The organism is Methylobacter svalbardensis, from assembly GCF_037671525.1.
Taxonomy (GTDB): Bacteria; Pseudomonadota; Gammaproteobacteria; order Methylococcales; family Methylomonadaceae; genus Methylobacter_A; species Methylobacter_A svalbardensis.
In genome coordinates, this window is the sequence record NZ_JAWPOH010000014.1 from 31,112 (window position 1) to 57,090 (window position 25,979).

The 25,979-nt window shown below is 47.3% G+C and carries 24 protein-coding genes; 13 read left to right on the forward strand and 11 right to left on the reverse strand.

What is annotated here, in order from left to right; genetic code table 11:
* Positions 1-183: 183 nt before the first annotated feature.
* The 3 genes from RW114_RS07730 (at position 184) to RW114_RS07740 (ending at position 2,249) form a co-directional block, all read left to right on the forward strand.
* Positions 184-351, forward strand: a complete 168-nt coding sequence (locus RW114_RS07730) for a hypothetical protein (RefSeq protein WP_340122168.1) — start codon at positions 184-186, stop codon at positions 349-351.
* Positions 352-517: 166 nt separating this feature from the next.
* On the forward strand, positions 518-1,735 hold the full coding sequence (locus RW114_RS07735; RefSeq protein ID WP_340122212.1) for a UbiH/UbiF/VisC/COQ6 family ubiquinone biosynthesis hydroxylase: 1,218 nt from the start codon (positions 518-520) through the stop codon (positions 1,733-1,735).
* 127 nt (positions 1,736-1,862) lie between these two features.
* Positions 1,863-2,249: a PilZ domain-containing protein gene (locus RW114_RS07740; RefSeq protein WP_340122169.1), complete on the forward strand. Its 387-nt coding sequence runs from the start codon at positions 1,863-1,865 to the stop codon at positions 2,247-2,249.
* 363 nt (positions 2,250-2,612) lie between these two features.
* Here the strand turns inward: RW114_RS07740 and RW114_RS07745 are convergent, their stop codons facing one another.
* From RW114_RS07745 to RW114_RS07765, 5 genes are all read right to left on the reverse strand, one after another.
* A complete protein-coding gene (locus RW114_RS07745) occupies positions 2,613-6,083 on the reverse strand; it encodes a PPi-type phosphoenolpyruvate carboxykinase family protein (RefSeq protein WP_340122170.1) in 3,471 nt (1,156 codons plus the stop codon).
* A gap of 51 nt (positions 6,084-6,134) precedes the next feature.
* Positions 6,135-7,106, reverse strand: a complete 972-nt coding sequence (locus RW114_RS07750) for a DHH family phosphoesterase (RefSeq protein WP_340122171.1) — start codon at positions 7,104-7,106, stop codon at positions 6,135-6,137.
* 71 nt (positions 7,107-7,177) lie between these two features.
* Positions 7,178-7,387 (reverse strand): dodecin, encoded by a 210-nt coding sequence (locus RW114_RS07755; RefSeq protein WP_340122172.1) that lies wholly within the window; start codon positions 7,385-7,387, stop codon positions 7,178-7,180.
* A complete protein-coding gene (gene murU, locus RW114_RS07760; RefSeq protein WP_340122173.1) occupies positions 7,384-8,064 on the reverse strand; it encodes an N-acetylmuramate alpha-1-phosphate uridylyltransferase MurU in 681 nt (226 codons plus the stop codon). Before murU ends, RW114_RS07755 begins: the two co-directional genes overlap by 4 nt.
* Positions 8,061-9,059, reverse strand: coding sequence for an aminoglycoside phosphotransferase family protein (locus RW114_RS07765; RefSeq protein ID WP_340122174.1), 999 nt, complete (start codon positions 9,057-9,059; stop codon positions 8,061-8,063). Before RW114_RS07765 ends, murU begins: the two co-directional genes overlap by 4 nt.
* Positions 9,060-9,165: 106 nt before the next feature.
* Between RW114_RS07765 and RW114_RS07770 the strand changes: the two genes are divergently transcribed.
* The 3 genes from RW114_RS07770 to RW114_RS07780 are packed head-to-tail and all read left to right on the forward strand — an operon-like array spanning position 9,166 to position 13,890.
* Positions 9,166-12,051, forward strand: coding sequence for an LPS-assembly protein LptD (locus RW114_RS07770; protein ID WP_340122175.1), 2,886 nt, complete (start codon positions 9,166-9,168; stop codon positions 12,049-12,051).
* A complete protein-coding gene (locus tag RW114_RS07775) occupies positions 12,048-13,352 on the forward strand; it encodes a peptidylprolyl isomerase (RefSeq protein WP_340122176.1) in 1,305 nt (434 codons plus the stop codon). Before RW114_RS07770 ends, RW114_RS07775 begins: the two co-directional genes overlap by 4 nt.
* Positions 13,353-13,392: 40 nt before the next feature.
* A complete protein-coding gene (locus tag RW114_RS07780) occupies positions 13,393-13,890 on the forward strand; it encodes a DbpA RNA binding domain-containing protein (RefSeq protein ID WP_340122177.1) in 498 nt (165 codons plus the stop codon).
* 121 nt (positions 13,891-14,011) lie between these two features.
* Here RW114_RS07780 and RW114_RS07785 read toward each other — a convergent pair whose 3' ends face one another.
* Complete coding sequence (locus RW114_RS07785; RefSeq protein WP_340122178.1) at positions 14,012-14,176, reverse strand: hypothetical protein; 165 nt, start codon at positions 14,174-14,176, stop codon at positions 14,012-14,014.
* Positions 14,177-14,407: 231 nt separating this feature from the next.
* Between RW114_RS07785 and rnd the strand changes: the two genes are divergently transcribed.
* The 7 genes from rnd (at position 14,408) to RW114_RS07820 (ending at position 20,636) form a co-directional block, all read left to right on the forward strand.
* A complete protein-coding gene (rnd, locus tag RW114_RS07790) occupies positions 14,408-15,574 on the forward strand; it encodes a ribonuclease D (RefSeq protein ID WP_340122179.1) in 1,167 nt (388 codons plus the stop codon).
* A gap of 252 nt (positions 15,575-15,826) precedes the next feature.
* Positions 15,827-16,390, forward strand: a complete 564-nt coding sequence (locus RW114_RS07795) for an SRPBCC family protein (RefSeq protein ID WP_340122180.1) — start codon at positions 15,827-15,829, stop codon at positions 16,388-16,390.
* Positions 16,391-16,392: 2 nt separating this feature from the next.
* The gene (locus RW114_RS07800) at positions 16,393-17,403 is read left to right on the forward strand and encodes a YVTN family beta-propeller repeat protein (protein ID WP_340122181.1); all 1,011 of its coding nucleotides are present in this window, start codon (positions 16,393-16,395) and stop codon (positions 17,401-17,403) included.
* Entirely contained in the window at positions 17,375-17,644 is a 270-nt protein-coding gene (locus tag RW114_RS07805) for a hypothetical protein (protein ID WP_340122182.1), read from the forward strand. The genes RW114_RS07800 and RW114_RS07805 overlap by 29 nt, the downstream gene beginning before the upstream one ends.
* A 31-nt stretch (positions 17,645-17,675) precedes the next feature.
* Positions 17,676-19,055, forward strand: coding sequence for an aminodeoxychorismate synthase component I (gene pabB / locus RW114_RS07810; protein WP_340122183.1), 1,380 nt, complete (start codon positions 17,676-17,678; stop codon positions 19,053-19,055).
* Positions 19,056-19,078: 23 nt separating this feature from the next.
* Positions 19,079-19,639: an amino acid kinase family protein gene (locus RW114_RS07815; RefSeq protein ID WP_340122184.1), complete on the forward strand. Its 561-nt coding sequence runs from the start codon at positions 19,079-19,081 to the stop codon at positions 19,637-19,639.
* A gap of 40 nt (positions 19,640-19,679) precedes the next feature.
* Positions 19,680-20,636, forward strand: a complete 957-nt coding sequence (locus RW114_RS07820; protein ID WP_340122185.1) for a bile acid:sodium symporter family protein — start codon at positions 19,680-19,682, stop codon at positions 20,634-20,636.
* A gap of 141 nt (positions 20,637-20,777) precedes the next feature.
* On the opposite strand, the gene RW114_RS07825 is transcribed toward RW114_RS07820, so the two are convergent.
* The 5 genes from RW114_RS07825 to RW114_RS07845 form a co-directional block, all read right to left on the reverse strand.
* The gene (locus tag RW114_RS07825; protein WP_340122186.1) at positions 20,778-21,569 is read right to left on the reverse strand and encodes an ABC transporter permease; all 792 of its coding nucleotides are present in this window, start codon (positions 21,567-21,569) and stop codon (positions 20,778-20,780) included.
* Positions 21,556-22,218 carry an ABC transporter ATP-binding protein gene (locus RW114_RS07830; protein ID WP_340122187.1) on the reverse strand — a complete coding sequence of 221 codons (663 nt, stop codon included), beginning with the start codon at positions 22,216-22,218 and terminating at the stop codon, positions 21,556-21,558. Before RW114_RS07830 ends, RW114_RS07825 begins: the two co-directional genes overlap by 14 nt.
* Before the next feature lie 212 nt (positions 22,219-22,430).
* Entirely contained in the window at positions 22,431-23,450 is a 1,020-nt protein-coding gene (locus RW114_RS07835) for a M14 family metallopeptidase (protein WP_340122189.1), read from the reverse strand.
* A complete protein-coding gene (locus RW114_RS07840; RefSeq protein ID WP_340122190.1) occupies positions 23,447-24,880 on the reverse strand; it encodes a glutamate-cysteine ligase family protein in 1,434 nt (477 codons plus the stop codon). Before RW114_RS07840 ends, RW114_RS07835 begins: the two co-directional genes overlap by 4 nt.
* Before the next feature lie 461 nt (positions 24,881-25,341).
* Positions 25,342-25,857: an aspartate carbamoyltransferase gene (locus RW114_RS07845; RefSeq protein ID WP_340122191.1), complete on the reverse strand. Its 516-nt coding sequence runs from the start codon at positions 25,855-25,857 to the stop codon at positions 25,342-25,344.
* Between the last annotated feature and the right edge of the window lie 122 nt (positions 25,858-25,979).

Here is a 25,979-nt window from a genome sequence, read left to right on the forward strand (position 1 = left end):
CCTCTGAAAAATATTACAAAAGGGTTGCTATTCTTTTAGTTAAGAACCCTCGTTCCGTACCTGTTCTGATGCCTGCATCAAAGGTCTCAGGGGCGGCAAAATTATTTAATTATACGGATAACAAGTAATTCTGTCACGCAATCTTTTGCCGCCCCTGCGAGTAAACAGAGCTGGATATTGTGCATGGATATGGGACTGGCAGCGGTCTTTTGTTATGGCGCGTGGGAGTTATTTTGCTTATACTTCCATTTATATGCGGTGTTTGTTTTGCGTTGTTTTGATGGAATGGAATATTGCTTCGATTATCGCCGTTTATTCACCCTTGTCGATGCTCGTTCCGTGGCTCAGTAACGCAACTGGAAGTGCGAGACTGGACTACAGGACTTAACGAGGCAAGGGCGAGGCTGAATAGTTACCGATTTTACCTTGGTTTTTTTCGTGTCCTTCGTGTCTTCGTGGTTTAATAATCAATCTGCTTACTCTAGGTTAAGTAAATTCATATGTTGACTGGTTAATGATGAAAGAAAATTTTGATGTTGTAATTGTTGGCGGGGGCATGGTTGGCGCTGCTGTTGCCTGTAGTCTTGGCGGGAGCTCATTGAAAGTGGCGGTGATAGAAAGTGTTCCTCCGCAAGCTTTTGCTGCTGATCAGCCGCATGATTTACGGGTTTCTGCGCTGAGTATTGCGTCAAAAAATATCCTTGAAACTGTAGGTGCCTGGAATGGTGTGGTCAAGCGCAGGCTTTGTCCGTTTCGCAGGATGCGTGTCTGGGAAACCGCGGGGGACACCGAATTTTGCAGCGATGATATTCATTATTCCGAATTGGGTTATATCGTTGAAAACAGGGTGACTCAACTGGCGTTATTGGAGCGGTTACAGGATTTTGCCAATATCGAGCTGATGTGCCCGGCTACCATTGATAAAATTAACTATTCTGCTGGAAATCTGACCGTAGTGGAACTGGCTGATGGCCGTATTTTGTCGGCAAAAGTGTTGGTTGCCGCAGATGGCGGTCAATCCAGAGTCCGGCAAACAGTGGGTTTGGGCGTAAGCAGTTGGGATTATAAGCAGCATGCGCTGGTGATTTATATCGAGACGGATTACGGGCAGCAGGATATAACCTGGCAGCGCTTTGTGCCCAGCGGGCCGCAGGCATTTTTGCCGTTAACCGGGCATTACGGATCAATAGTCTGGTATAACTCGCCGGATGAGGTAAACCGGTTGAAAGCATTGCCTAACGCCGAGTTGCTGCACGAATTGACGATGACGTTTCCTGATTGTCTGGGTAAGGTTAATGCCATTTTGGGAACGGCGAGTTTTCCGTTGAAACGCCAGCATGCGCAAAGCTATATTAAACCCGGTGTGGTTCTGGTCGGCGATGCGGCGCATATGATCAATCCATTGGCGGGGCAGGGCGTTAATATCGGTTTGCTGGATGCGGCGGCCTTGGGCGAGGTTCTGATTGAGGCCGACAAGCAAGGTCTTGAACTGGGTGATTTGACGGTTTTGAGTCGCTACGAAAAAATGCGCCGCAATGAAAACCTGAAAATGATGACAGTCATGGATGTTTTTTACCGAGTGTTCAGCAATCAGACGTTGCCGGTTAAGTTCTTACGCAACTTGGGACTGGGCTTAGCCGAGCGGATTTTACCCGCTAAAAATAAAGTAATGCGCAGTGCGATGGGTTTGGAAGGCAATTTACCCAAATTAGCCAGAGGCGAGCCGATTATTTAGTACTTAGGTAAAAGCACCTTGAACCTTGTAAAACTATGGCTGCGTGGTGAAAATTCCTTCAATTGCATCGGAATAATGTTTTTCAACTGAAATTTTTAAGTAATTTTGATAGTCAGTGTGGATGGTTATGAAACGTAGGCTTTATCAAAGAATTCCTATACAAGTTTCCGCTATGGTTACTACCGAGGATGGTATGTGCATTAAGGTGCTTGCGATAGATATATCCAGTGATGGGCTAAGTGTGGAGTGTAATATCAAGCAACGGAATATGATTACGCCGGGAGGGAGTTTTGTGCGTGGAGGCAGGCCGGTATCGGTGTTTGTCGATCTGAATCTGTCCAATGATGACGGACTGTTATCCAAGATAGTCGCGCGGTGTCATGTGGTTTTTTCTCGACGTATATCCAGCGATCAATGCAAAATTGGACTGCGCTATGCTGATATTGAAAATAATGGGCAGCTTGTTCGGTTTATTGCGGAAGCCTTGCTACGTCCTGAGAATTCAACTATATAGAGTATCATTGTTCAATAGGTAACCAACCGTTTTTTAGCGTTGAATAGGCCCTATTTTTGTCGTCGGCTTTAGCGCCATATAAAGCCTTATCTACTTGATCGATGAAGCTTTCTTCCGTATATTTTGTTTGGTGCGGATTTAAATTTGAGTGCTTCGGTCAGTGATAGGGAGCTGTTTAAGTAACTGGTTTTGTGCTTCGGCTCTTGGCCTTATTGGGTTTTCGGTTCCAGTAGACAGACATTATTTACCGCAGAAGACACGAAGGACACAGAGCAAATAACAATATGTTGAAAACTTCGTGTTCTTCGTGGTAATTCCCGGAAACAGTCGTTTCCGGTGTTGCTCAAACCGGCTTATTCTTGCCTACGAATGATGCACCCAATCCGCCCCTAAAGTCCCTTGTAGCTGTTGCAGATAAGCCGGATCGTTGATTTCGGCCAGCATCCGTTCCGCCGCTTCGAGTTTTTGATTTAACTCGGCGCGAAAGGTCGAATCGTTCTGTTCCGTTGCCGTCAATTGTTGCCGGATATAAGTCTGGTGTTGCTGCCACAGCTTGCTGTCGCGTTGCTGTTTGATTTCAAGGCGCTGTTGATACCAGTCGCTTTGCAGCAAATAGTCGCGGGTGAACATGGCGCGAATATCCGGATCGCTGACGGTTTTGCCCGCATAATGGCCGTTAGCCATGATGTGTAACAGCGCTTTTAAGGGCGGGCAGGCGTCATCGATGGAGCCGTCCTGAAAATACAGTTGCGCTACCCGTTGCTGCGCTTCGTAAACATTGTCGATGCCGTCAACATAGCTGGGCAGATCCTGTGTTTCCGGTTTCAACATGGCTTCGTCGAATACTGCCGTTGGGTAATCAAACATCTTGCCGAAATTGGTATGCACGAAGCGTTCGGTAATGCGGTAACCCAGGCGACTTTGGAAAACAGTGCGACCCTCGTATTCAAAATCTTCCAGTTTTTCCAGCTGTCCCTGTTCAATTAAATACTGCGGGTCGCGCTCGGCTACCGGCAGGCGTGACCAGATTTCCGGAATCAGCAAACTGATGTCGTGATCGATACGACGCTGGGAACCTATGAAACCCGCCGCTGTGGAAAAACCGTCGTAGCCGCACAGTATGAATGAAACCAGCGCGGTGTTCAGGTCGGCGGTCGCAGATACGGCATTGAACGGGCCTTTGGTCAATGCGCCTTCGGAACCCGCGCCGGTTGTGGATGGCGATTTTCCGGTCAGACTGCAAATAAAATCCATAAACAGCTCAGGCAATTCCTGGTAATGGATCGGATTATAGATGGCCAACGGCCGGATGCCTGCCTCAAGGTCGGCAGGGTTATTGCGTCGTCCTGTCAATACCGAGCTAACCGGAAAGTAAACGGTTTGATCGGCATTAAGACCCCGTGCTAAACGGGTGGACTGCTCCGCAATATAGCGCGCTTTTGGGTTGGCAATGTCGGGACGCAGTTGCAGGTAACGGACGTTGAGGCTGGGTTTGCCGTCAACCAGACGAGGATGCGCCGAGGATACGAAGTACTCGCCTGCTTTGCCTTTTGCGGCCAGGGTGATGACGTTTTGCATCGGTGCGCTGAATTTGTCGAAGTGAATGACATCTTCGATGAACTCGCGGGCATCTTGCGGGGTCAACGGTTGAAAGTTGGAGATAAAATTATTCGCACCCGAAAAATCCAGTTCGGTCTGTAAATCGGTACCCCGATGAATCGCATCATCAGGACGCTGAAAGAAACTTTGTTCGCAGTTTTCGACCAGTTTAACGCTGGGGTTTTTATAGTCGGGATTAAGCCCGGTAAGATAACGTAGCGGCACCACGGTGGATGCGGAAATATCATCTTCCATCTGGACTTTGGCTGAGGCGATAAAATCCTGGCGCAGTTTGAATACCCGCCATGCACCTTTTTCGTCAAAACCTACGCGCAGATAGCTGGCGATCAGTTTCCGGTCTTGAAATTTCAGTTCGTTTCCCGGGTGGCTGTTGACCATATCGACGGAGAAATGTTTCCTCCAGTCCGACTGCCATTCTTCCTTGTAAAAACGTTTGATCATCAGTACTACTGCCAGGATATGTCGGGGGATTTCCCCCAGCCAGCGGTTATAGGCATCCGAATATTGACTTGCAGAAGGTGTCAGCAGTTTAATTACGGAACCCAGGCTGCGTTCATTGCTAAGTAGAGGGCGTTGGTCGAGGCCGTGCATGGCCGGATCTCGAAACCGGGAGGAATAATCATGTTCGAATAGTTGGGTGACTATCGCCATGTCTTTGTCGAAATTATCGATAAAAACGGCGCCGAAAATCGTTGCCCCGGCAATGGATTTTGAGATTTCCGACTTGCCGCCTCCGGATACCGTACTCGGTTTATGACAAAAAGTGCCTTCCTGGTGGGTGCCGATCAAGCGCCAACTGGGCGCATTAGGATGACGTTCCATGTGGATTTTAAAACCGTTCGGATATATATAAGTGTGGTTGAACAGCAATTTAAGCGTTTGCGGCTGCCTGTTATGCGTCCAGCTGATTTGCTGTAGCTGAATGTTGATCTTTGCCGAATTGGGTATGTAAATGATGTCGGCATAATTCTTGTCAATAGCGTAGCCTTGTTCTTTAGGCTCTATGATGGCCGCCAGTTGCCGGCAGACTTTATCGAAAGAATAATGCTCGCTGATATAGGAGCTATGCGGCAAAAAGATTTCGCCAAGGATGACTCTAGGGAAAGCCAGCGCACCTCCTGAATGCTCTTCTTCACAGCCGCCGTACAGATTGGCTGAATAACTGATCTGGGATTTGATTTCCTTTTTGCTGTAGCCGAAATAGTTGTCGGCAATGAGGGTGACAATCACTCCCTGCATGTTCCGGCATACCAGTTTAAAGGGCTGTCCGTTATTGTAAAGATCATCTTCATGCTGCCAGCACATGCCGTCTTTACGCTGGCGCTCGGTGGCATCATCAACGTGCGGCAGTCCCAGAGCTTGTTTGCGGCAATGAACCAGATGCGGTGCGAGAATAATGCAGCCGGTATGTCCGGTCCAATGGGCGCTATCTAATGCGGCATCATTTTCGGGCAGAAGCGGGTTGCCGGCATTGCCGAAAATAGCTTCAACAAAATCCAGATTTGCGACCAGTCCGCCGGGTGCGAAAAAGCGGACTTCCATGGTTTTGACCGGCATAGTGTCAGAAATTTCCGGGCACACGATAGGTCTCATCAGCGACGACACCCAGAGTTTTGCGCTGTTTTGTTGGGCGCTGGTAAAAGGCAGGCTTAAGAGGTCGGCCGGAGGCGTCAGGGCTGCACGGAGCAGCGCCGCGTAAGTCGCTACCGGCACTTCGTTTTTATCAGCCGGAACCGGAAGACCACCGGCGGCAATATGGAACACGCCTTTGGTGGTGCGCCGGTCATTTTGCGGATTATGCAGCACACCTTGCTGTATCCGGTAGGAATCAATATAAGCCGAGTGAAATTCGTTATGCTGGAAGGGCAGGGATAACTCCCTTGCCAGTCCTTTCTGTTCCAGCACAAAGGTTTCACCCGGCAAACTGATGGATGCATTCTGATCGATGGTTACGCCGTTTTCAGTCAAGTAACCGTTAAGAAAATCCTGAATGCGCTGGTCTGCCGGGCAACGGTATTTGGTCAGCGCCAGCAGACGACGTTGCTGGGAATAGTTTTTTAACAAACCACCGGCAATTTTAAGATATTGCGGGTCGTTTTCCACTGCACACGTTGGTTGGCCCAGTGCCGCAAGTTGCAGGTTAATGTGTTGGAGTCCTTCCAGTCGATTGGGGGTGGATGGCTCTGAGTAGGTTTGATTGGTCTGTGAGTTCATGCGTGTTGATTTCGGCGGTCTGGTTGGCGGTTTATTTATTGTACCAGCTACTCAGGAATAAAATTCTTCAAACTTTTGAATGAAAATATTAAGCTGATCACGGGGTAAATGATTGATGCCGGCAGCAGCTTTGCGTCCGCCGCCGCTTGGAAAGGCGGAGCATAGTTCGTCGGCTCCGGTTTTATTGGGCTGATTTTTGTAACATGCTGGCGCTCTGACGCCAACTTGATAGCTGTTGTCCGGGTTATGAGTGATCACGGCATGGGCTCTGGAAGGATTTAGGTTGGCTAAATCATTGCCGAATGCGCCGTTAACGCGTCTTGCCCAGAGAGTGTCGGGCAGGATGAATACAGCGACCGTATCGCTTTGGTATTCCGGGTTGATGTTACGGGCATTTGCCATGTCTTCATGATAGCCGTGTTGCAGTTGAGCAAAGATGTGATGGTTGTCGCTGATAAAGTCAAAAGGGGATTGGAAGCCAGCCATTTCCAGATACAGTTTATTCGGCGCAAAATGCAGGTCAGCCATGCAGCTGCCGTAACCGTTATAATTGACGTAGATGCCTAAATTTTTCAGAATGTCGAGCTTTGCTGGATTTAGGTTTAGGGTGGCGGCCAATTGTTCGGCGCTGTGGTTTATGTTGTCGCCAAAGGCCGCCGTTATCGCCCATAGCGGATATTTCCCCTTCAGGTATTGATTGATTAGCAGACTGGTGCAGATAGTACTGTCGGTATTAATCAGTGTCTTTAGGTGGGGATGTTTTGGAATATCGCCGGATTGGTGGTGATCCACATAAAAAATATGAGCCCCGCGGCTTAAAAACTCATTAACCCGTGCACTGTTTTTTTGCAGGGAAATATCCAGCACGGTGACGTGATCGCCTGAACTTGCGGTAAATTTATCCAGTAGTTGTATATCTCGCTTAATGCCGGTAATGAGCTTGGCTGCCTGCGGCTGAGCCAGGCGTAGTTGAATCAGCGCACAAATGCCGTCGGCATCGCCATTGAAAACATCGAAATGCATGCGTTATTCCTGAATGGACAAGATGTTTCGAGCATTTAATATTTATCAGTGATCAGCGAATGACACTATGTTTATTCTGTCAGAGCAAAGCCGATTTTAATGGTGACTTGCCAGTGTGCGATTTTGCCGTTTTCTATGTGGCCTCGGGTTTCGATAACTTCGAACCAGCGCATATCATGGATAGTTTTTGATGCCTTGCTAATGGCGTTTTCGATGGCTTCCTGCATGCCAACTGTTGATGAACCGGTGAGTTCTATTTTTTTGTAAACATGCTCAGTCATGATCGTTTCCTTTGTTGTGTGTAATAAAAATCCAGATCTTGCAAACGTTCCGGCGTGCCTATGTCCATCCAGAAGCCGTTCATTTTTTGTCCTGAAACCCGGCCATTCGCTATAGCCACTCGTAACAAAGGGCCCAGTTTACTGGGACCTGCGGGTATGTTGCTAAACAGCTTGGGGCGATACAGTCCGATACCGCTAAAGGTGAATTGTTCACTGCTGTTTGCAACGACCGATCCGGTATTATCCAGGCCGAAATCGCCGTCTGTATTATGCGCTGGATTGTCGACCAAAACCAGATGAGCCAAATCGACCGTCAGGTTTTTGAGTTTGGCAAAATCAAAGTCTGTGGCGATATCGCCATTGACGACCAAAAACACTCCGTCGCCTAATAAAGGCAGGGCGTTAATGATGCCGCCTGCCGTTTCCAATGCTTGTTCGCCTTCGGGTGAATAGCTTATGTCGGCGCCAAACTGATTGCCGTTGCCCAGCCGTTCTTCTATTTGTAAGCCCAGATGGGCATGATTGATGACTATATCATAAAAACCGGCGGCAACCAGTTGCTTAATGGTATGTTCGATCAGCGGTTTGCCGGCGGCTTGCAGTAAAGGTTTGGGCGTGTGGTCGGTTAATGGCCGCATTCTTTCGCCGCGCCCTGCCGCTAAAATCATGGCTTTCATATTTCGACTTCGTTCAATACAGGTAACACATGGACATGCAGAAAATCATTGAATTCGGCAAGCTCAGGGTAAGTCGCGCATACGGTGGTGACATAGTTCAGGGTGCGCGGTATGTCGCCCAGGTAGTTGGACTTGCCGTCTCTTAAGTGCAGGCGGGAAAAAATACCGATGGCTTTAAGGTGGCGTTGTAGTCCCATCAGGTCAAACCAGCGGTTAAACTGGGCCTCGCTGCAATGAATCAGGCCTGTCTGCAGGAGTCGCTCAAAGTAGTTGAATCGCCATTGTTCAAGCTGTTGTTCGGGCCAGGCGATATAACAATCGCGCAATAATGACACCAGATCATAGGTAATCGGGCCGATGACGGCATCCTGAAAGTCGATGACTCCGGGGGAATCGTGAGCTAAAACCATCAGGTTGCGGGAATGATAATCCCGATGTACGCAGGTTCTTGGCTGTTCCAAGGCTGATGTTGTGAGCAAGGAGCTGACGTTCTCCCAAACAGCTGGGGGGATTTGAATATCCAGAAATCGACCTAAAAACCACTCGTCAAAAATAGCCAGTTCCCTGCGCAGCAGCGGCTGGTCATAGCCGGGCAGATCGGAGTTTAGTACCGGTGTTTGGGTTTGCAGTTTGAATAAGCTGTCGAAAGCGCTTTGATATAAATCGGTAGCAGTGCTCGCATTAAGTTGATCCAGAAAACATTGGCTACCAAAGTCTTCCAGCAGTAAAAAGCCATCAGTCAGGTTTTGATGGAATATGATCGGGACGTTGACCTGAGACTGCGTCAGCAGCTTGGCAACTCTAATAAAGGGTTCAATGTTTTCCTTGCTTGGCGGGGCATCCATAATAATGAATTGTCCGCCTGATGTTTTTACCCGAAAGTAACGCCGAAAGCTGGCATCGCTGGATGCGGGTTCGCAATGGGTGATGGTGAGCAATAGAACATTCTCAAGCCAGTCGAACATCGATATTGATCTTAAGTCTTCAGGCATCATGATGTTTAGGATAGATTAGTATAATGCTGTAGTAGTGAGGTAAAATAAGCGTCCGGCATTCTATTCGATTTATGATCCATTACGCTACTAAACTTAAATATTACCTATGCGCCGTCGATTATTCCTGCTTTTTTTACCATCTATATATGCGCCTGTCAGCGTTGCCAATGAGGCTCTCTGGAATTGTGTGCAAAGCAAGGATAGCAAAGAGTGGGTTTGTGTAGGCGAAAAAAAAACTGCAAATAAAGCCGCTACGGCAACAATTCCTGATCATACTGAACCAGCGAAAGACGTGCAGCCTGAGGCTGTCGAAAATACTCAGCCGACTGTGGCAGAGCCGATAAGCATTGAATCTGGGTCTGTTTCAGCCGAGAATGCTGCGCCTGAACCCGACGCTCCCAAACTCCCGGATAGCACTAAGGCTGATAAAGACATCAGGCAAGTTAGCGTAGAGTCCAAGCCGGTCGCCCAGCTACCCGTCGATCCTGATTCAAAAAAACTAATTCAAACTGAATCCAATCGTCCGGGTTGGAGTTGCGATGCCAATACGGCGGATAAAAACTGGGATTGTAAGCTGGCGGGTACCGATCCTAAGGGACAGGCGAAGATTATTGAAACCTATGAGCCGGGCATCAGTTTGCTCACCCCGGCGTTTGATCATAATGAAGAACAAACCTTTAGCAATCTTAAATCCCAACTAAAATATGATCCCTGGCTAAACTGTACTGCGCCTAGTGGCAGGCCGCCAGATTTTGTCCCTGAAAAGGATTTGAGGAACGTGTCACCGTTGGATATTAATTCTGATTATGCGGAAATATTCGACAATGAAATCTACAGTTATGTCGGTAATGTCGAAATGACCCGCGCGGATCAGCGTTCGGTCTCCAATAAGGCGAGCTACGACACCATTTCGGAGACATTGGATTTACAGGGTAGTGTCTATTACAGTGAAGATGAATTGGCATTGCACAGTGAATCGGCATCCCTTAACTTGGCGTCCGATCAGGCCAGATTAAGGAACTCTTTGTTTATTTCCCCATCTACGCCGCTCAGAGGCCGGGCCAAAACAATTTATAAGGAGAGTCGCTCCCTAACGCGATATAAAGGTGTTGCTTATACCAGTTGCCGACCCGGCAATCAGGATTGGGTGGTGCATGCGGCTGAGCTGAAACTGAATAAGACTACCGGTCAAGGCGCGGCTAAAAATGCTTGGCTTGAATTTAAAGGCACGCCTGTATTTTATTCGCCTTATCTTTCTTTTCCGATAGATGATAGACGACTTTCCGGTTTTCTTGCGCCTTCATTTGGCAACACGCAACGGGGCGGGTTTAGGCTGGAAACACCTTATTACTGGAATATAGCGCCTGATTTCGATGCAACTTTACGGCCGAAGTATCTTTCAAATAGGGGGGCGGTGCTGGGCGGGGGGTTTCGTTATTTGACAGAGATGACCCGTGGCACTACGGATCTGGAATTTATGCCTAATGACAGTCTTCTTAATAAATCCCGGTATTTGGCAGGGCTTAAAAACGCCACTCAATTCTCACCCCATATCAGTTCAAATTTTGATTTGAATTATGTGTCGGATAAAGATTATTTCTCTGACTTGGGCAGTGCACTGAGTACCTCGACGTACAACAGTTATCTTGTAAGTCAGGCTAACCTGGGTTATGCAAACAAGGGGGTTTCTTTAACAGGTCATGTTGATAACTACCAGTCGATTGATAAAGCGATAACCGATGAGGGCTTGCCGTATCGGAGGTTGCCGCAGGTTAACTTGAATTTGAATCATGCATTCGATTTCATGCCGTTGAATACGTCAATGGATGTCGAATATGTGCATTTTCAACATGACTCTATCATAAATGGACAGCGAGCCAATGTTAAGCCATCAGTCAGTTTTCCGTTGCAAACGGCCAGCGCTTTTTTAACGCCAAAATTGTCCTTGCAACATACCCAGTATGCGTTAAACAATCCTAAAGGTGGCGTATTAGCCTCGGACAGTATGTCAAGAACCCTGCCGATTTTTTCTGCCGATAGCGGTCTGTATGCAGAAAAGGACGTGAGTTTTTTTAATAGGTCTTATCTGCATACCCTAGAACCTCGATTGTTTTATTTGTATATTCCCAATGCGGATCAGAGCGATATTCGGATATTTGATACGGCATTGACTGATTTTTCATTTAATAGCATGTTCTTGGAAAACCGCTTTAGCGGCATAGATAGGGTACAGGATGCCAATCAGCTTACAGCAGCCTTAACTACACGTTTGGTTGATGCTAAATCCGGCAAGGAAAAGCTAAAACTCAGTGTGGGTCAGATTGTTTATTTTCGGGATAGAGAGGTTGCCTTGCCGGGCTATCAGGAACCTTTGCCGGGATTTAGACAAGCTATTCCGGGCTATTTCCAAGATACCGATAGGTTGTCAAATCTGGTGACTGAACTCAACGTCGGGTTGACGGATCATATATCTGTAAGCTCAGGGGTACAATGGAATCCTCATTTGAATGAGGTTGTCAGACACAACGCCGGGCTGCATTATATTAATGAGCCGGGTGAGATTGTTAATCTGGGCTATCGTTATAGAAAAAATACAGTTATTCCAATTTCAAACGAGTTTCCGCTGGATGCGAGGCCTTATGATATTATTCAAAGCGATGCTTCCTTTCACTGGCCGGTTTACGATGATTGGTCTGTGGTTGGACGTTGGACGTATTCATTGCTGAACAATTCTACCCAGGAAAGTTTTTTTGGCCTGGAAAAAGAAAATTGTTGCTGGCGCTTTCGTGTTATTGGACGACGCTGGATTAATAGCTTAACGCTTAATCAAAATCCGAATATTGCGGATAATCCCACTATCGTCGATGCGACAGGTATAAGCCAGACAGGCGTGTTTTTTCAGATAGAACTTAAAGGATTGACCGGTATTGGCGAAAAACTTGACGAGTTTTTTGAAAATCAAATTTATGGTTATCGGAAACCTCAAAAATGATCAAACAAGAAAACATGAAAAAAATTATTGTTGCAGTGCTGCTGTGTAATTTATTGTTTGGCAGCTTTTTAGTGCAGGCCGAAGTTCTGGATACCATAATTGCTGTGGTTGAAGATGACGTTATCCTTGAGCGGGAACTACAAAAAGAAGTCGCGGTTATTGAACAAAGAATACAGCAAAATAACGCCGCGATTCCGCCTACGTATATACTGCGTAAACAAGTACTGGAAAAAATGATTGTTGATAAACTTCAGCGGCAGTTAGCGGAAAAGGCCGGGATTACCGTCAGCGAAGAAATGCTTAACAGTTCGACCGCAGATATAGCCCAAAGAAATAATATGGATGTTGAACAATTCAGGGCAGAACTGGAAGGGCAGGGCATTAGTTATCAAAGCTTTTTGGATAATATGCGCAACGAAATCATTATTAATCAATTACGCGGCAGAGAGATAGGCGGACGCATTAAAGTGACTGACCGCGAGGTTGAACACTACTTGGAAACCCAGGATAAAATTGGCGAAGAGTCTACGCAGTATCATCTAGGCCATATATTGGTTGCAGTCAAAGAAGGTGCGTCATCGACAGAGGTGCAGCATGCAATGAGTAAAGCCGATGATCTGGTTAAGAAACTGCGGACAGGACAAGATTTCAGTCAAACGGCAATAAGTGATTCAGAGGATGCAAATGCCCTAAAGGGTGGTGATCTGGGTTGGCGGCCCATGAGTGAAATACCAACCTTGTTTGTTAATGAAATCAGGGAAATGAAGCAGGGCGATGTGTCTGAACCCATACGCAGTCCGAGTGGTTTTCATATTATTAAAATGTTGGAGCTAAAAGGCACGGATAATCACATAATCATCAAAACCAAAGTTCGGCATATTTTAATTAAAACCAATGAGTTGGTTGATGATGCCGAGGCAAAAAAACGCCTGCTGGCGTTAAAAGTCCGCATTGCTGATGGCGATGATTTTGCCGCATTGGCACGGGCGCATTCAGATGATAAAGGTTCGGCATTAAAAGGCGGTTCACTTGACTGGGTAGGCCCTGGTGATTTGGTTAAGCCGTTTGAAGAAGCTATGGCAAAACTCGGCATTAATGAAGTGAGTGACCCGGTACAGACTCAGTTTGGCTGGCACATCATTCAGGTCTTAGGTCGAGAAAATAAGGACGATAGTAATGAGTTTAAAAAGAACCTAGTCAGAGAGGCTATTCGGAAGCGGAAAATTGAAGAAGAAACAGAGCTATGGGTGCGCCGATTGCGTGACGAGGCTTTTGTGGAAATTTATCAGGACAGACTTTGAAGCAGTGCAGTGCGGTTAGATCGTCAAGATCGTGAAACGGATGAGCAGCAACAATAAAGACAGCATGGCCGTGACTGTTCCCGACAGTCTTGCGGCATTTCCTCCATCCATGGAGGTCAGAACAGGAGTTACGGCTCCAGGAGGGGGGAAGGTAGAACAACGCATGAATGCAAGACCGGCAGGGACAGCGACTGTCCAACCGGGCATTAAAATGGTTCGCTATCGCCTGGATGTGGGGTGTAAGCATCAGATTAGCTCGGAAGAACTTAAAAAGCTGTTGATTGAAGAGTCTGGAGTAGACAAAAATAATATTAATAATATTAATATACAGGGTGACTATACGCTTGTTGAGTTGCCCGATGAAATGCCGCAGGATATTTTTCTGCATTTAAAATCGGTGGAAATTAAACAACATAAATTGGACATAAGGCGGGTAAAAGCACGTAATAAAAAACGTGACAAAAACCCAGGTAGACGAGGGAGGCAGCGTGCTCGCCCGTTCGGCAATAGCGGTCCTGATCAGATCAGTGGCGGTTAATCCGATCGGAACAAGATCGGTACACTGCTACGCTGCTCCTGTATCGCTTAAAAGCGCTTGTTTTTGGTGCTTTACCTCCTGTCTGTCTACGCAGCCGATAGATTATTTTTGATTGGATTAATCAGGGTGTTGAAATCTCCTTTTGGCAAATCGTTTCGGCCGATTTTGAGCCTTTAAATAACACATCGTCGACTATGTCCAGTTTGGTATTGCGGCGAACAAAAAACCACATATCCCTGTGTATGTCCAGTGCAGTGAAAAACATCCCGATTTCTTCGCCTACCATAACAATATCGCTCTACCCATATCGCCGCCGGCGATCAATAATGGCTGCTTTGTCGGACTGTTCGCAAATTAGTAGGGAACAGTTCTGCTGATAAGTGCTAACTGGAATAATACAAACTCGCCTATGTAATTAGAGACAAAAAACAAAACTTTATCATTAAAATGGAAGACCATCATTAAGCGTAAAACACATAATTTTTACGGTTAATTTAACGACTGATCGTTTAACACTATGACAAATATACAATACATAAATACCCCTGATCAGCTGGCGAAGCTGTGTGAACAAATAAAAAAAGAACCTTGGTTAGCTCTTGATACGGAGTTTTTACGGGAAAAAACTTATTACCCAAAATTTTGTCTGCTGCAAATAGCTACGCCGGAATGGGTAGCATGCGTTGATCCCATAGCATTACCGTCCCTGGACATCCTTTTTGAAGTCTTATACAGCCCATCCATCATAAAAGTATTCCATTCCTGTCGCCAGGATTTGGAGATATTTTATCAATTAACCGGAAAATTACCCGAGCCGCTTTTTGATACCCAAATTGCTGCGCCGTTGCTGGGTTTTCAGGAGAATCCGGGGTATGCGATGCTGGTTTCCAGTTTGTTAAATGTGAATTTAAACAAGGCCCATACTCGGGCGGATTGGAGCAAACGGCCGCTGATAGAGGCGGAAATTCAATATGCTGCGGATGATGTCATTTATTTATGCAAGATTTATCAAATGATGTTGCAGAAATTAGCCGAATTGGGACGGGGCGATTGGCTGGAGCGTGATTTTGCTGATTTGTCTAATCCCGATCTTTATGAGGTAAGGCCTGAAAAAGCCTGGTTAAAAATTAAAGGTAAAAACAAACTAACAGGAAAACAACTGTCGATTGTTCAAACCTTGGCCGAATGGCGGGAAAATGCCGCGCAGTCTGAAGATCGCCCCAAAAGTTGGCTGTTGCGTGATGAGATGCTGTTCGATTTGGCCAAGCTGCAACCGGAAACAGTGAGCGAACTGGCCAATGTTCGAGGCATTAATGAACGCACGGTTAATCGTTATGGCACAGAACTGTGCGACTTAATTATGGCTGCCAAGAACCGCGCACCGACACCTTTAAATGAAAAAGGACGACCTGCAAAAAAAACTCAGCAACAAGAAGCGGTACTGGATATTTTAACGGCACTGGTCAGAATACGCGCTGAAGAAAACTTATTGAACCCCGTTATTCTTGCGACGCGTAAAGACCTGGAAGAGCTGTTGTTTAATGACGATAATGAGTGCCCATTGTTGCACGGTTGGCGTTTTAACATGGCCGGAAGGGAATTAGTCGGTTTGTTAAAAGGCGAGTTATTACTTGGAATCCAATCTGACAAACTGGCTATTATTGAAAGCAAGTGCTTGGATTAAGTTGGCCTCTTTAAATTAGACGTGTAGATGCAAGTGCAGCTATCGAATACCGATACTGGCAGTTGTTTTTTATTGCCAATCCCATCGTTCAGATGACTGATTGAGTCTATGGATGGTTGACAATATACCGGACTTGTTTTTAAGCCTTTTATTCCTGTTCTGTTTTAAATTAGCTTAAGCTGATGCTTGCAGGGCTTGGTTGTCATATAATATACATTTTAGATTTTTATATTCCCCGGAAGGTAAGTTAATATGAAGAAAATTGCTGTATTTGTTTCAGTTTTGCTGTTCTTGTTTACTTCAATAGCCAGCGCTCATGGTCCTGTGCGTCAAAAAACCGCTGAGAAAATCACCATCAACGCGCCTGCTGCAAAAGTTTGGGCTCTTATCAAAGACTTTGGTGATATGTCCTGGCATCCTGATATTGTTAACACCAGCATTCAGGGTGGCAATACCAAAGGTGCGACGCGTGTTTTAACCTTAAAAGACGGCAACACGATTACCGAAGAATTAAAAAAGTATGACGACAAGAAACTGTCTTATGCTTATAAAATTACTGAAATGAGTTCAAGTAAAAAGATTACTCATGCCGGCGCAGAAGAAGAAGTTCCCGCTTTGCCCGTAACTGACTATTCAGCAAGCATTGATTTAACTGAAAAAGGTGACAGCACTGAGGTTGATTGGAAAGCCGCTTACTACCGTGCCTACATGAACAATAATCCACCGGAAGAAATGAACGACGAAGCCGCTAATAACGCAGTAAAAGCCGTTCTGGAAACTGGATTGATTAATCTGAAAGCTTTAGCTGAAAAGTAAGCATGTTCCTAGTGAACTACCGCCTTACCAGCTCCCAGCTGGTTTGCGGCATACACACCATCCTTGGCGATAAGGCTGTAGCGATTTGCATCGCTACAGCCTTTTTATCTGCACCGCTTGCAGCACAGCCTTTTGCTTACATCAGCAATCAATTAGACGATAGCGTATCTGTTATCGATACAGCAACGGGCACGGTAGTCGATACGATTGCTGTTGCCGGTAAACCCGCTGGGGTTGCGGTTGCTCCTGACGGCAGTAAAGTGTACGTGAGTACGCCGGAGGCCAAGGGCTTTGCTGTTGTGGATACCAAAAAACGCGAAGTGATCGCCACCGTTATTGTCAATGACGGCGTACTCGGCATTGCTGTTGGTGCGGAGGGTGAGCGCATTTATGTGGCAGACTGGTATGAAAATACCGTCTCGGTTATTGATGCGAAAAGCCTACAGTTAATTAAAACCATAGCTGTCGGCGAATCGCCATCCGGTTTGATTGTCAGTCCTGATAACCGCTGGTTATATGTCGCTAACCGAATCAGTAATTCAGTTTCCAAAATCGATCTGAATACACTCACCGTTAAGAAAACCGCGCCAGTTGGGACTCATCCGTTTGGACTTACCATTGATGCCAGAGGTGAGCGCATTTATGTCGTCAACGTAAAAAGTGATGACGTAACGGTGGTAGAAACAGCGCGGATGCAGCCCATTGCTACCATAAAGGTCCATATGTTGCCTTATGCAACAACGCTGGCGCTTAATGATAGTCGGCTGTTGGTGACTAATCAGAATGACGGTTCGGTTTCCGTTATTGATATAGAAACCTTAAAGGAAATAGCCCTGATTACCGTTGGCGATAAACCCGAAGGCATCAACACTCATCCTGATGATCGGCATGTCTATGTGGCAAACTGGTTTGACAGCAATGTTTCGGTGATCGATGCCAGAACCCTGAAAGTGATAGCTACCATTGAAACCGGAGAAGGCAGTCGTGCTTTCGGGCAGTTCATCGGCAAATGATGTTGCCTCCAATCGGAATATTCTATCCACGAAAAGCACGAAAAATGTAGGAGCGGCTTTAGCCGCGATTATCGCGGCTAAAGCCGCTCCTACTTATCAGATACAAATGAAGTGTGTCGAGGATACGTTACGCCAAACCCATAGCCCTGACTTGCGCTCCACGCATTTCACGCATCAATTATTGATGCGCTTCCTACAATCTTTGATTCATCATGCACTCTATTTATTGCGCGTTGCCTAACATCAATTGAATACCAAGCCTCCCCATAAACATGTTCTCACCGAATCAACGTATCACGCCTCTCCCCTATTTTACTGACAGTGCAGAACTGTTTTCCGTTTGCGCAGATAAAATGTGGGCCGTTTTTCTGGATAGCGGCTTTCCCGGCAGCCATCAGGGTCGATACGATATTATCGCGGCTGAGCCAGTGTGTACCTTGGTCACACATGGTGAGATAACCGAGATTACCAGTGATGACCTGACACTCACATCGACTGAAAACCCGTTTGATTTAGTTAAACAACAGCTTTGTCAGTTTCCGGACTTTACGTCGAATGATGATTTGCCGTTTAACGGCGGAGCCATCGGCTATTTTTCCTATGATTTGGCCCGTCGATTGGAAGCATTGCCTAAAACTGCGGCAGATGCAGAACATATTGCCGAAATGGCGGTAGGGATCTACTCGTGGGCCGTGATTATCGATCATCATCAGCAAAAAAGTTATCTGGTAGGGTATTGCGAACAGCAAAAATGGCAAGACTTGATCAAGCAGTTCAGCCAATTACCGCTAAGGTCGGATGAACCTATGTTCAAAGTCGTCGGTGAAATCAAGTCCAATATGGACAAGAATGCCTATGTTGATGCCTTTAACCGAATCAAGCATTATCTCAGGGAAGGCGATTGTTATCAGGTGAATCTGGCGCAACGGTTTGCAGCCGATTGCGAAGGCGATCCGTGGACGGCTTATCAAACCTTGCGCAAATTGAATGCCGCCCCGTTCAGTTGCTATCTTAATTTGCCCGGAGTGCAGATATTATGCTCATCCCCGGAGCGTTTTTTAAAGCTGACCGATGGTGTGGTCGAGACCAAGCCCATTAAAGGTACGCGGCCAAGAAAATCCGATTACGCAGAAGATCAGCAGCAGATAAAAAATCTGGAAGCCAGCAACAAAGACCGGGCGGAAAATCTGATGATTGTCGATTTGCTCAGAAACGACATCAGTAAAACCTGCAAGAGCGGTTCGGTCAAAGTGCCGATGTTATTCGATGTCGAAAGCTATGCCACCGTACATCATCTGGTCAGTACCGTCACCGGCCTGTTGGCGGAAAATCAGCACGCCCTGGATTTGTTAAAAAGCTGCTTTCCGGGCGGGTCGATTACCGGCGCGCCTAAAATCAGGGCCATGGAAATTATAGAAGAACTCGAACCCAACCGGCGCGGCGTGTATTGTGGGGCTATCGGCTACATCGGTTTCAACGGCAATATGGACACGAATATTGCGATTAGAACCCTGGTGCATTCGGAAAACACGATTCGTTTCTGGGCAGGCGGCGGTATCGTCAATGATTCCGTAGCAGAAGACGAGTATCAGGAGAGTTTTGACAAAGCGGCAGCCATGCTCGATTTATTGCAGCAATTTACGCAAAGTTAACTTCACATTTAAGCGGACATAACATGATCGTTATCAAACTCGGAGGCAGTCTGTCCCGCTCGGATGCTTTGATTAACTGCCTGAATACGGTAGAGGAAAACTATCAGGGCAGGGCAGTCGTTATTGTTCCCGGCGGCGGCGCGTTTGCCGATCAGGTCAGGATGGCGCAACAACAGTGGCAATTCAACGATAATACCGCGCACCACATGGCGCTTTTAGCCATGCAGCAAATGGCCTTGATGTTTAATGGGCTTAAACCCAATTTCGCTGTTGCTGAAAATATCGCAGCAATTCAAAACCCGCAGAACCGGAACAAAACCGTCATTTGGTCACCGGATATTAGTGAACTCGATAATGCAGGTATAGCGGCATCCTGGGATATAAGCTCAGACAGTTTGGCGGCATGGCTGGGTCAGACGCTTTCGGCAACCGAACTTATCCTGATAAAGTCAGCCGCCATTGATGCCGAACTTAGCTTGCAGCAACTTGCGGAACAACACATCATCGATGAAGCCTTTTGCGATTTTATCGCGAAAGCCGCCTTTAAAACATACATTATTAACGCGAAAAACTGGGTTAAATAACTCACTCACCCATCACCCAAAGCAACAAAGGATCATCACCATGTTAAAAGTTTGGCAACGGAACTGCATAAAAATAGCCGAGTGGTTTCCATTGTGGATAGTAACCGGCTGTTTGTGGGCATGGTGGCAACCGGAGGCATGGCTATGGTTCCAGCCTTATATTGCTGTCGGGCTCGGCGTCATCATGTTGGGCATGGGGCTGACCCTACGGTTGGCTGATTTTTCAGCCGTTTTACGGATGCCGAAAATCGTTGCCATTGGCATTTTTATGCAGTTTGCCATCATGCCGTTGGCAGCCTACTTTTGGGCAAGAGTTCTGGATCTGGAAGCGGGCTTGGCGATAGGCTTGATCCTGGTCGGTTCCTGTCCCGGCGGCACCGCATCCAATGTGATTTGTTACCTGGCTCGTGCCAATGTAGCGTTGAGCGTACTGTTGACACTGTGTTCGACGCTGGCCGCCGTAGTGATGACGCCATTATTGACGCAATGGTTGGCAGGCGCTTATTTGCCGATTGATGGTTGGGGCTTGTTTCGTTCAATGCTTGTGGTGGTATTGATCCCCTTATTAGCCGGATTGTTAATCAACACCGCATTGGATCGTATCCAGCAGCACAAACGTCACGCCGTACGTGCTGTTGTACATGCGGTCGGCCCTGTAGTCAGCGTGATCGTTATTGTGTTGGTGGTGGGCAGTATTATGGCGGGTAACAAAGCAGCGATTGGTGTGGCGGGGCCGAAATTATTCGCGTCGGTTTTTTTACTTCATGCCACCGGTTTTTCCTTAGGTTATCTGGTGATGAAATGGCTGGGTTACGGCAAGGCAGAAAGTCGCACCGTGTCGATAGAAGTCGGTATGCAAAATAGCGGACTTGGCGCGGCTTTAGCTAAAACGCATTTCGCCAGTATGGCTATGGCACCCGTTCCCGCTGCGATCTCAGCTGTATTTCATTGCCTGATCGGCAGCGCACTGGCAGGGGTTTGGGGGCGAAGAAAGTAGTTATTTAAAGTGCGCCGTCTTGCTGCCGTATGCATTCCCACACGGGAACGTGGGAACGAGCGATGTCTCGTCCGGCTACGATGACTGGTGTAGATAGCTCTGGCCTAAAAGCCGGGGTCTAAAACCCTTCTGGAAATTTGATCAAGGCTTTTTAATCACTTCCTCGCGCAATACATCAAACGCGTTGAATGCAATAGCCAGGCTGAGTTTCAAGTTGATAATGCTGGCAAGGGTGGAGCTGGTGAAAATGCAGATCATGATAGCGATTTGGTATTTAACTGCCAGCCACGGTTCGCTGCCACCCAGAATTTGCCCTGTCATCATGCCCGGCAGGGATACCAGCCCCATTGTTGCCATGCTGGCGATAGTCGGATTGATTGCGGCTTTGACGGCTTCACGAAAATACGGACGCACGGCTTCCCAGCGAGTCGCACCCAGCATTAAAAAGGTGGTATATTCGTTCTCGTTTTTGCGTAACGCCGAATAGAAACGCTCCAAGGCGATCACGTTTGCTTGTAGGCAGTTGCCGAGAATCATACCGGCCAATGGCACGATATAACGGGCATCGTAAAAGTGTGCCGGCTGGATGACCAGAATCACCAGATAGGCGGTGGACAGCAGTATGCTGGAGGCAATCGCGATAAAGGTGGCCAGGACAAAATAACGCACTTTCAGTCCGGCGCGGCGCAGAATACTGAAATCGGCAACTATCAGCATCACCAATATCCATAAGCCGTTGAGCCAGGGATTGTTGAGATCGAATAACGTTTTCAGATAAATGCCGACCAGCGCTAACTGGATACTCATGCGCAGGATGCCGATGCCAATATCCCGACTCAAGCGCAGGCCGATTAGCCAGAGCAATAACCAGGGCAGCAAACAGAGGCCGTAAAGCAGCGCCATCTGCGGCAACTTAATATCAAGTGTTTCCATGTCGCCTTACCTCGGTCAATCGACCCGCTTCGAGTTCAAAAATAATATCGCAGCGTTCAAGCCACTCGGGGTCGTGCGCTACCGATAGAACGGTCAGTTGCGGATCGGAAAATACCTCGAACACCACTTGTTTGCTGTCCGCATCCAGTGCGCTAGTCACCTCGTCGAGCAGATACAGTTTTTTACCCAATAACATCCCGCGAGCCAGCGCAATCCGCTGTTTTTCGCCGCCGGAAATACGGTTGCTGTCCTGGTCTAAAATATTCTCAGGCAGTTGCAGTCGTTGCAATACCTCAATCAATTGAGCTTGTGTAGGTTGATGACCGCGATGTATTTTATATTGAAAAGGCAGTAACAGTGCTTCCCGCACGTTTTCTGCACCCAATATCGGCTCTTGTCCAATGTAAGCCGTGCAGCTTCGAATGGTTTGCACAGATTCCGGCGTTAGCGGATTTTCCTGAAAATAAACCGTGCCTGATTTTAGAGGATGGAGTCCCAGCAAGGTTCTCAACACGCTGCTTTTACCGGATCCGGATTTGCCGCATAACACCGCTTTTTCTCCGGTAAAAAGCCTAAAGCTGATATTGGCGAGCAGTATTTTTTTATGGCTAGTGACCGATACTTGATCGAAGCGAATGATAGGAGGCATAGGTTAATAGGCGAAAGGTGAGAGGTGAAAGGCGGATATCAATTTAAGCCGGTTTAAGCCGGGCAAATTCGGAGTACAGGCTTCGCCTGTTTGCAAGCAAAGCTTGCACTCCGCATATCGTAGCCTATTAACACTGTATCGTCTTAAACTGATAGCCCGAAATGTGAAAGAATGAAAGCGCAAGATGTTTTTCGCCCTTCGCCTGTTCCATCCTACAACTCTAGCCGTTCCATCAGGTAGCATAAACAATCCTGCCGGATCACGCGTTCATCCAAGGTCAACATAGAAGGCATAGCCGGACGGGTGATCACCAGTTGCCCGGCATCATTGCTGAAAAACCGGCTGGTGACATCATCGCCATGTTCGTTTTTAGCGAGCACCGGCAGACGGGCATGGTTGGTTTTTCCTAGGGCTGTGCCTGTCGAAACATCGGTAAAATTCATCCGCTCCAATTCAGGAGTTAAATACAAATCGGCAGTTTCATCGCTGAAACTGAAGGTCGTACTGTCTGCAATCGTGACCTGAGCGACGGTGTGATAAATATCGATATCCTGTTTGGCGACCGGATGGGGAGGGATTTCCGTCAGATGCAGGCAGCTATCGATAAAATCAAAGGCATGGTCTGTACCATATTCTTGACCGGGGCGACCGCATTCCAGGGTCACCGCCGGACAATATTCAGCGAAAGCGGCAGATTGGGTCCCTTTCGGATGAGTGAAATGCACCAGCAGACGCCCGAATAGCACGCCCAACTGTAAAAAACCGTTATCCAGCTTATTCACACAGGCATAGTGCGGATTCAAGCCGGTATTGTTATGAACGTCGATGCTGGCAAATAATTCACGCTGGCGCATGGCTGCGACGATTTGTTCCGCCCAGCGCCGTTCAGGCGAAGCAGCTAAGGCGGTGCCGGGCCAAATGCGGTTGAAATCGGCTTGTCCATCGAGTCGGCGCTGGTTTAAACGCGCCGCTTGCGTGTTGCCGAAGAAAATACTCAGCGCTCTGGGTAAGGTTTGTTGATGGTATTTTTGCAATAAGCGTTGCAAGGCTAAAAACCCGGTCGGTTCATTGCCGTGTAACAGCACAGAAACAAATAGCGTATCGGATCGTCTGCCGGGAACATGGAAAAGCGCGGGTTGTGGAATCAGTTCATGCAATTGTTCGACCGGGATATCCAGTAAACCCGCAGGCAAGTCAGTGAATTGTTGCAGTGTATTATCAATGTTGTTCAAGGGTTATTCCATTCGCCGATTGGCCGGTTACGGCGTTGATTGTCTAAATAGCAGCGAGTCATCGCGGCAAAGTCGCCCGGATATTTTTGCATAAAACGGCGTTGCCATGTACTGCCGTTTTGCAGGCTGGCAACCCGTTGGCGAATAATGTCCAAATACAGGGTAATGTCCGCTGCATCGATGTGTAGCGACTTAAGGCCCAAGGCTGCACGCGGCAACAGTTCATTTTCCAACAGCTTGGGCAAGCGGTGTTTTTGGTCATTAAGCCAGACGATATGCGTCTCCAGACCATATCGGGCGGCCTGATAGAAATTGTCCTTGGCCTGAGAAAAAGGTATTAATAGTCCCTGGGTTTGCAGTTGTTCACACAGGTTCTGGCACAGGCCATAGAAGAAAGCGGCATTGGCAATCGCATCAATCACCGTAGGCCCGGCCGACGGTGTACGGTGTTCGATGCGGATATGCGGCGTACCGTCGTCATCAAAACCGACCAAGGGCCGGTTCCAGCGCCAAATCGTGCCGTTATGCAGGCGTAAATACTGAAAATTTTCCGGATCGGTAGCGAAATATTCCGGCAGCAACACCGGAAAATGGGCAAGATTTTCAGCGAAGCACTCAAAAATAGAATGGCGGGCAAAATCGGAACCAAAGCTTACTCGCCATAAAGGGCCCTGTGCTGCACCACCCAAACCGCCCGCCGCTACCGCCTGTTCAAACAACGGAATCCGCGATTCCTGCCACAGGTCTTTGCCGAACACAAACGGCGCATTGGCGCACACAGCCACCATCGGCGCGGAAGCAAGAATCGACGCGTTGTAATAATGCACTGCCAGGCTTAAAGGACATTGCAGATGCAGTTGAAACGAGGTCGCCGCCGCTTCCAGCATCACGTCGTAATGATCGGCTTTTAGATGTTCGCGGCCGACAATATCGAGGTGTATCGGCTTGTTTCGGGTTTTCAGTACTTGCTCATTTAATGCCCGATAACGGTTCATGTCCGACATATTGCCCAGATGAAGATCGTCCTGGCTTAGTGTGGGCAAAGTGCCGATCATCAACAGCTGGAGTTGCATGTTCCTGGCATGTTGTTCGGCCTGCCGCCAAGTGCTGAGCAAGTCCTTATTCAGCTGGCTAAGCGCCTTGCCGATTAACGGCACCGGCGGGGTATTGAGCTCAATGTTAAACTTTGCCAGCTCGGCACTCGCCAGCGGATTATTGAACGACGACAGATAGGCGGCATTACAGGGTGCAGGCTGCATCGCATCATCCAGCAGCCATGCCTCAATTTCAAACCCGGCAACGGGGCTGCGTTCCGAGCATCCGCCTTGAGTTATCAGCTGTTCCAATAGCTTGGTTTCAACGGCCAATTGCTGTTGGAAGTGCTGAAAATCGGCGGCTTGGTAAACTTGAGTGTGAACCTCCTGACCCATGATAGTTCTCCAGGATGACAGACAGTTTTACAAGACCGGAAAATTATGCTGACAGCATAATCACAGTCTGGCTTTGTATCAAGTTAAAGCAGTAGTGTTGAGGGGAATTGTCGATAGGCTAGATGTAGGAATTTAAGCAAATTTGTTAATATCCAGTTAATCTACAATGATATTCATAACAAATTTAACGTCATCGAATAAACCATGCGTATATTCACTATGCTCGTCCTCATCGTTATTTCAATTTTTGAGATTAGTCCCATTCCTATCACGCCGGTATTTTTAATGTGGGTCGTGTTGTTTCGTCCTGCATGGTTTTATGAATGGGTACGAAAGATATATAACAAGGAGTAAGCAGTCCATGCAATCGCAAAACATAGCCCCCGGAGGCAGAACAGTTGTCGCTAGCAATATTTCAGAATATCCAGGTTGCGGCTCAGAGAGCATTTGCTTTGTTTAATTCAATCAGCAGGTGTTGAATGGTGCTGACTGTGTTCGGGTATTTCAACATTTCCATGCTCGATCTTCTGGGCGTCAAACCATTCATGAAGTGCCTGAACAAGCTCGGGATATTCAGTCGAGTAATGTATCTGCGCTCCATTGGGTAAAGCTTTATATTCAAATCTTATATCGTCGGTTTCTGCCTTTTTTAATTGGGCCAGACCCGGCATGTCAGCGCCGTGTACGCGTTCAGTCATGGAAAAATCACCTTTTCGCAACTGCTTGGTAATTCTAAGCATATGTGTCTGGATCAGTTTTATTTGCTTGGTATCGTCGGCTGATTTGGCGACCAGGTGCTGAATGCCGCCATGAACGGTCTTGGTAAACGTCTCCAGGGTTTGGTCTACTGAAAACGGTACCAGTTGCTGCATGCGTTGATGCACTTTATCACCCTGCGCAGGATCGGTTTTTTCAAGAGCCGGTGCTGTCGTAGAGAAAAATAAAAGCCCAGTCAAAATTAATAGATAATTTTTCATAATCCTATTCCTGTTTATGGCATCCAAGATGTCAATCGATAAAAAGTCACACTGAAGTATCCCTTGTTTGCGATCCCCGACAAATCAGTACGATTACCTATTAAACATCAATTCTTGATATC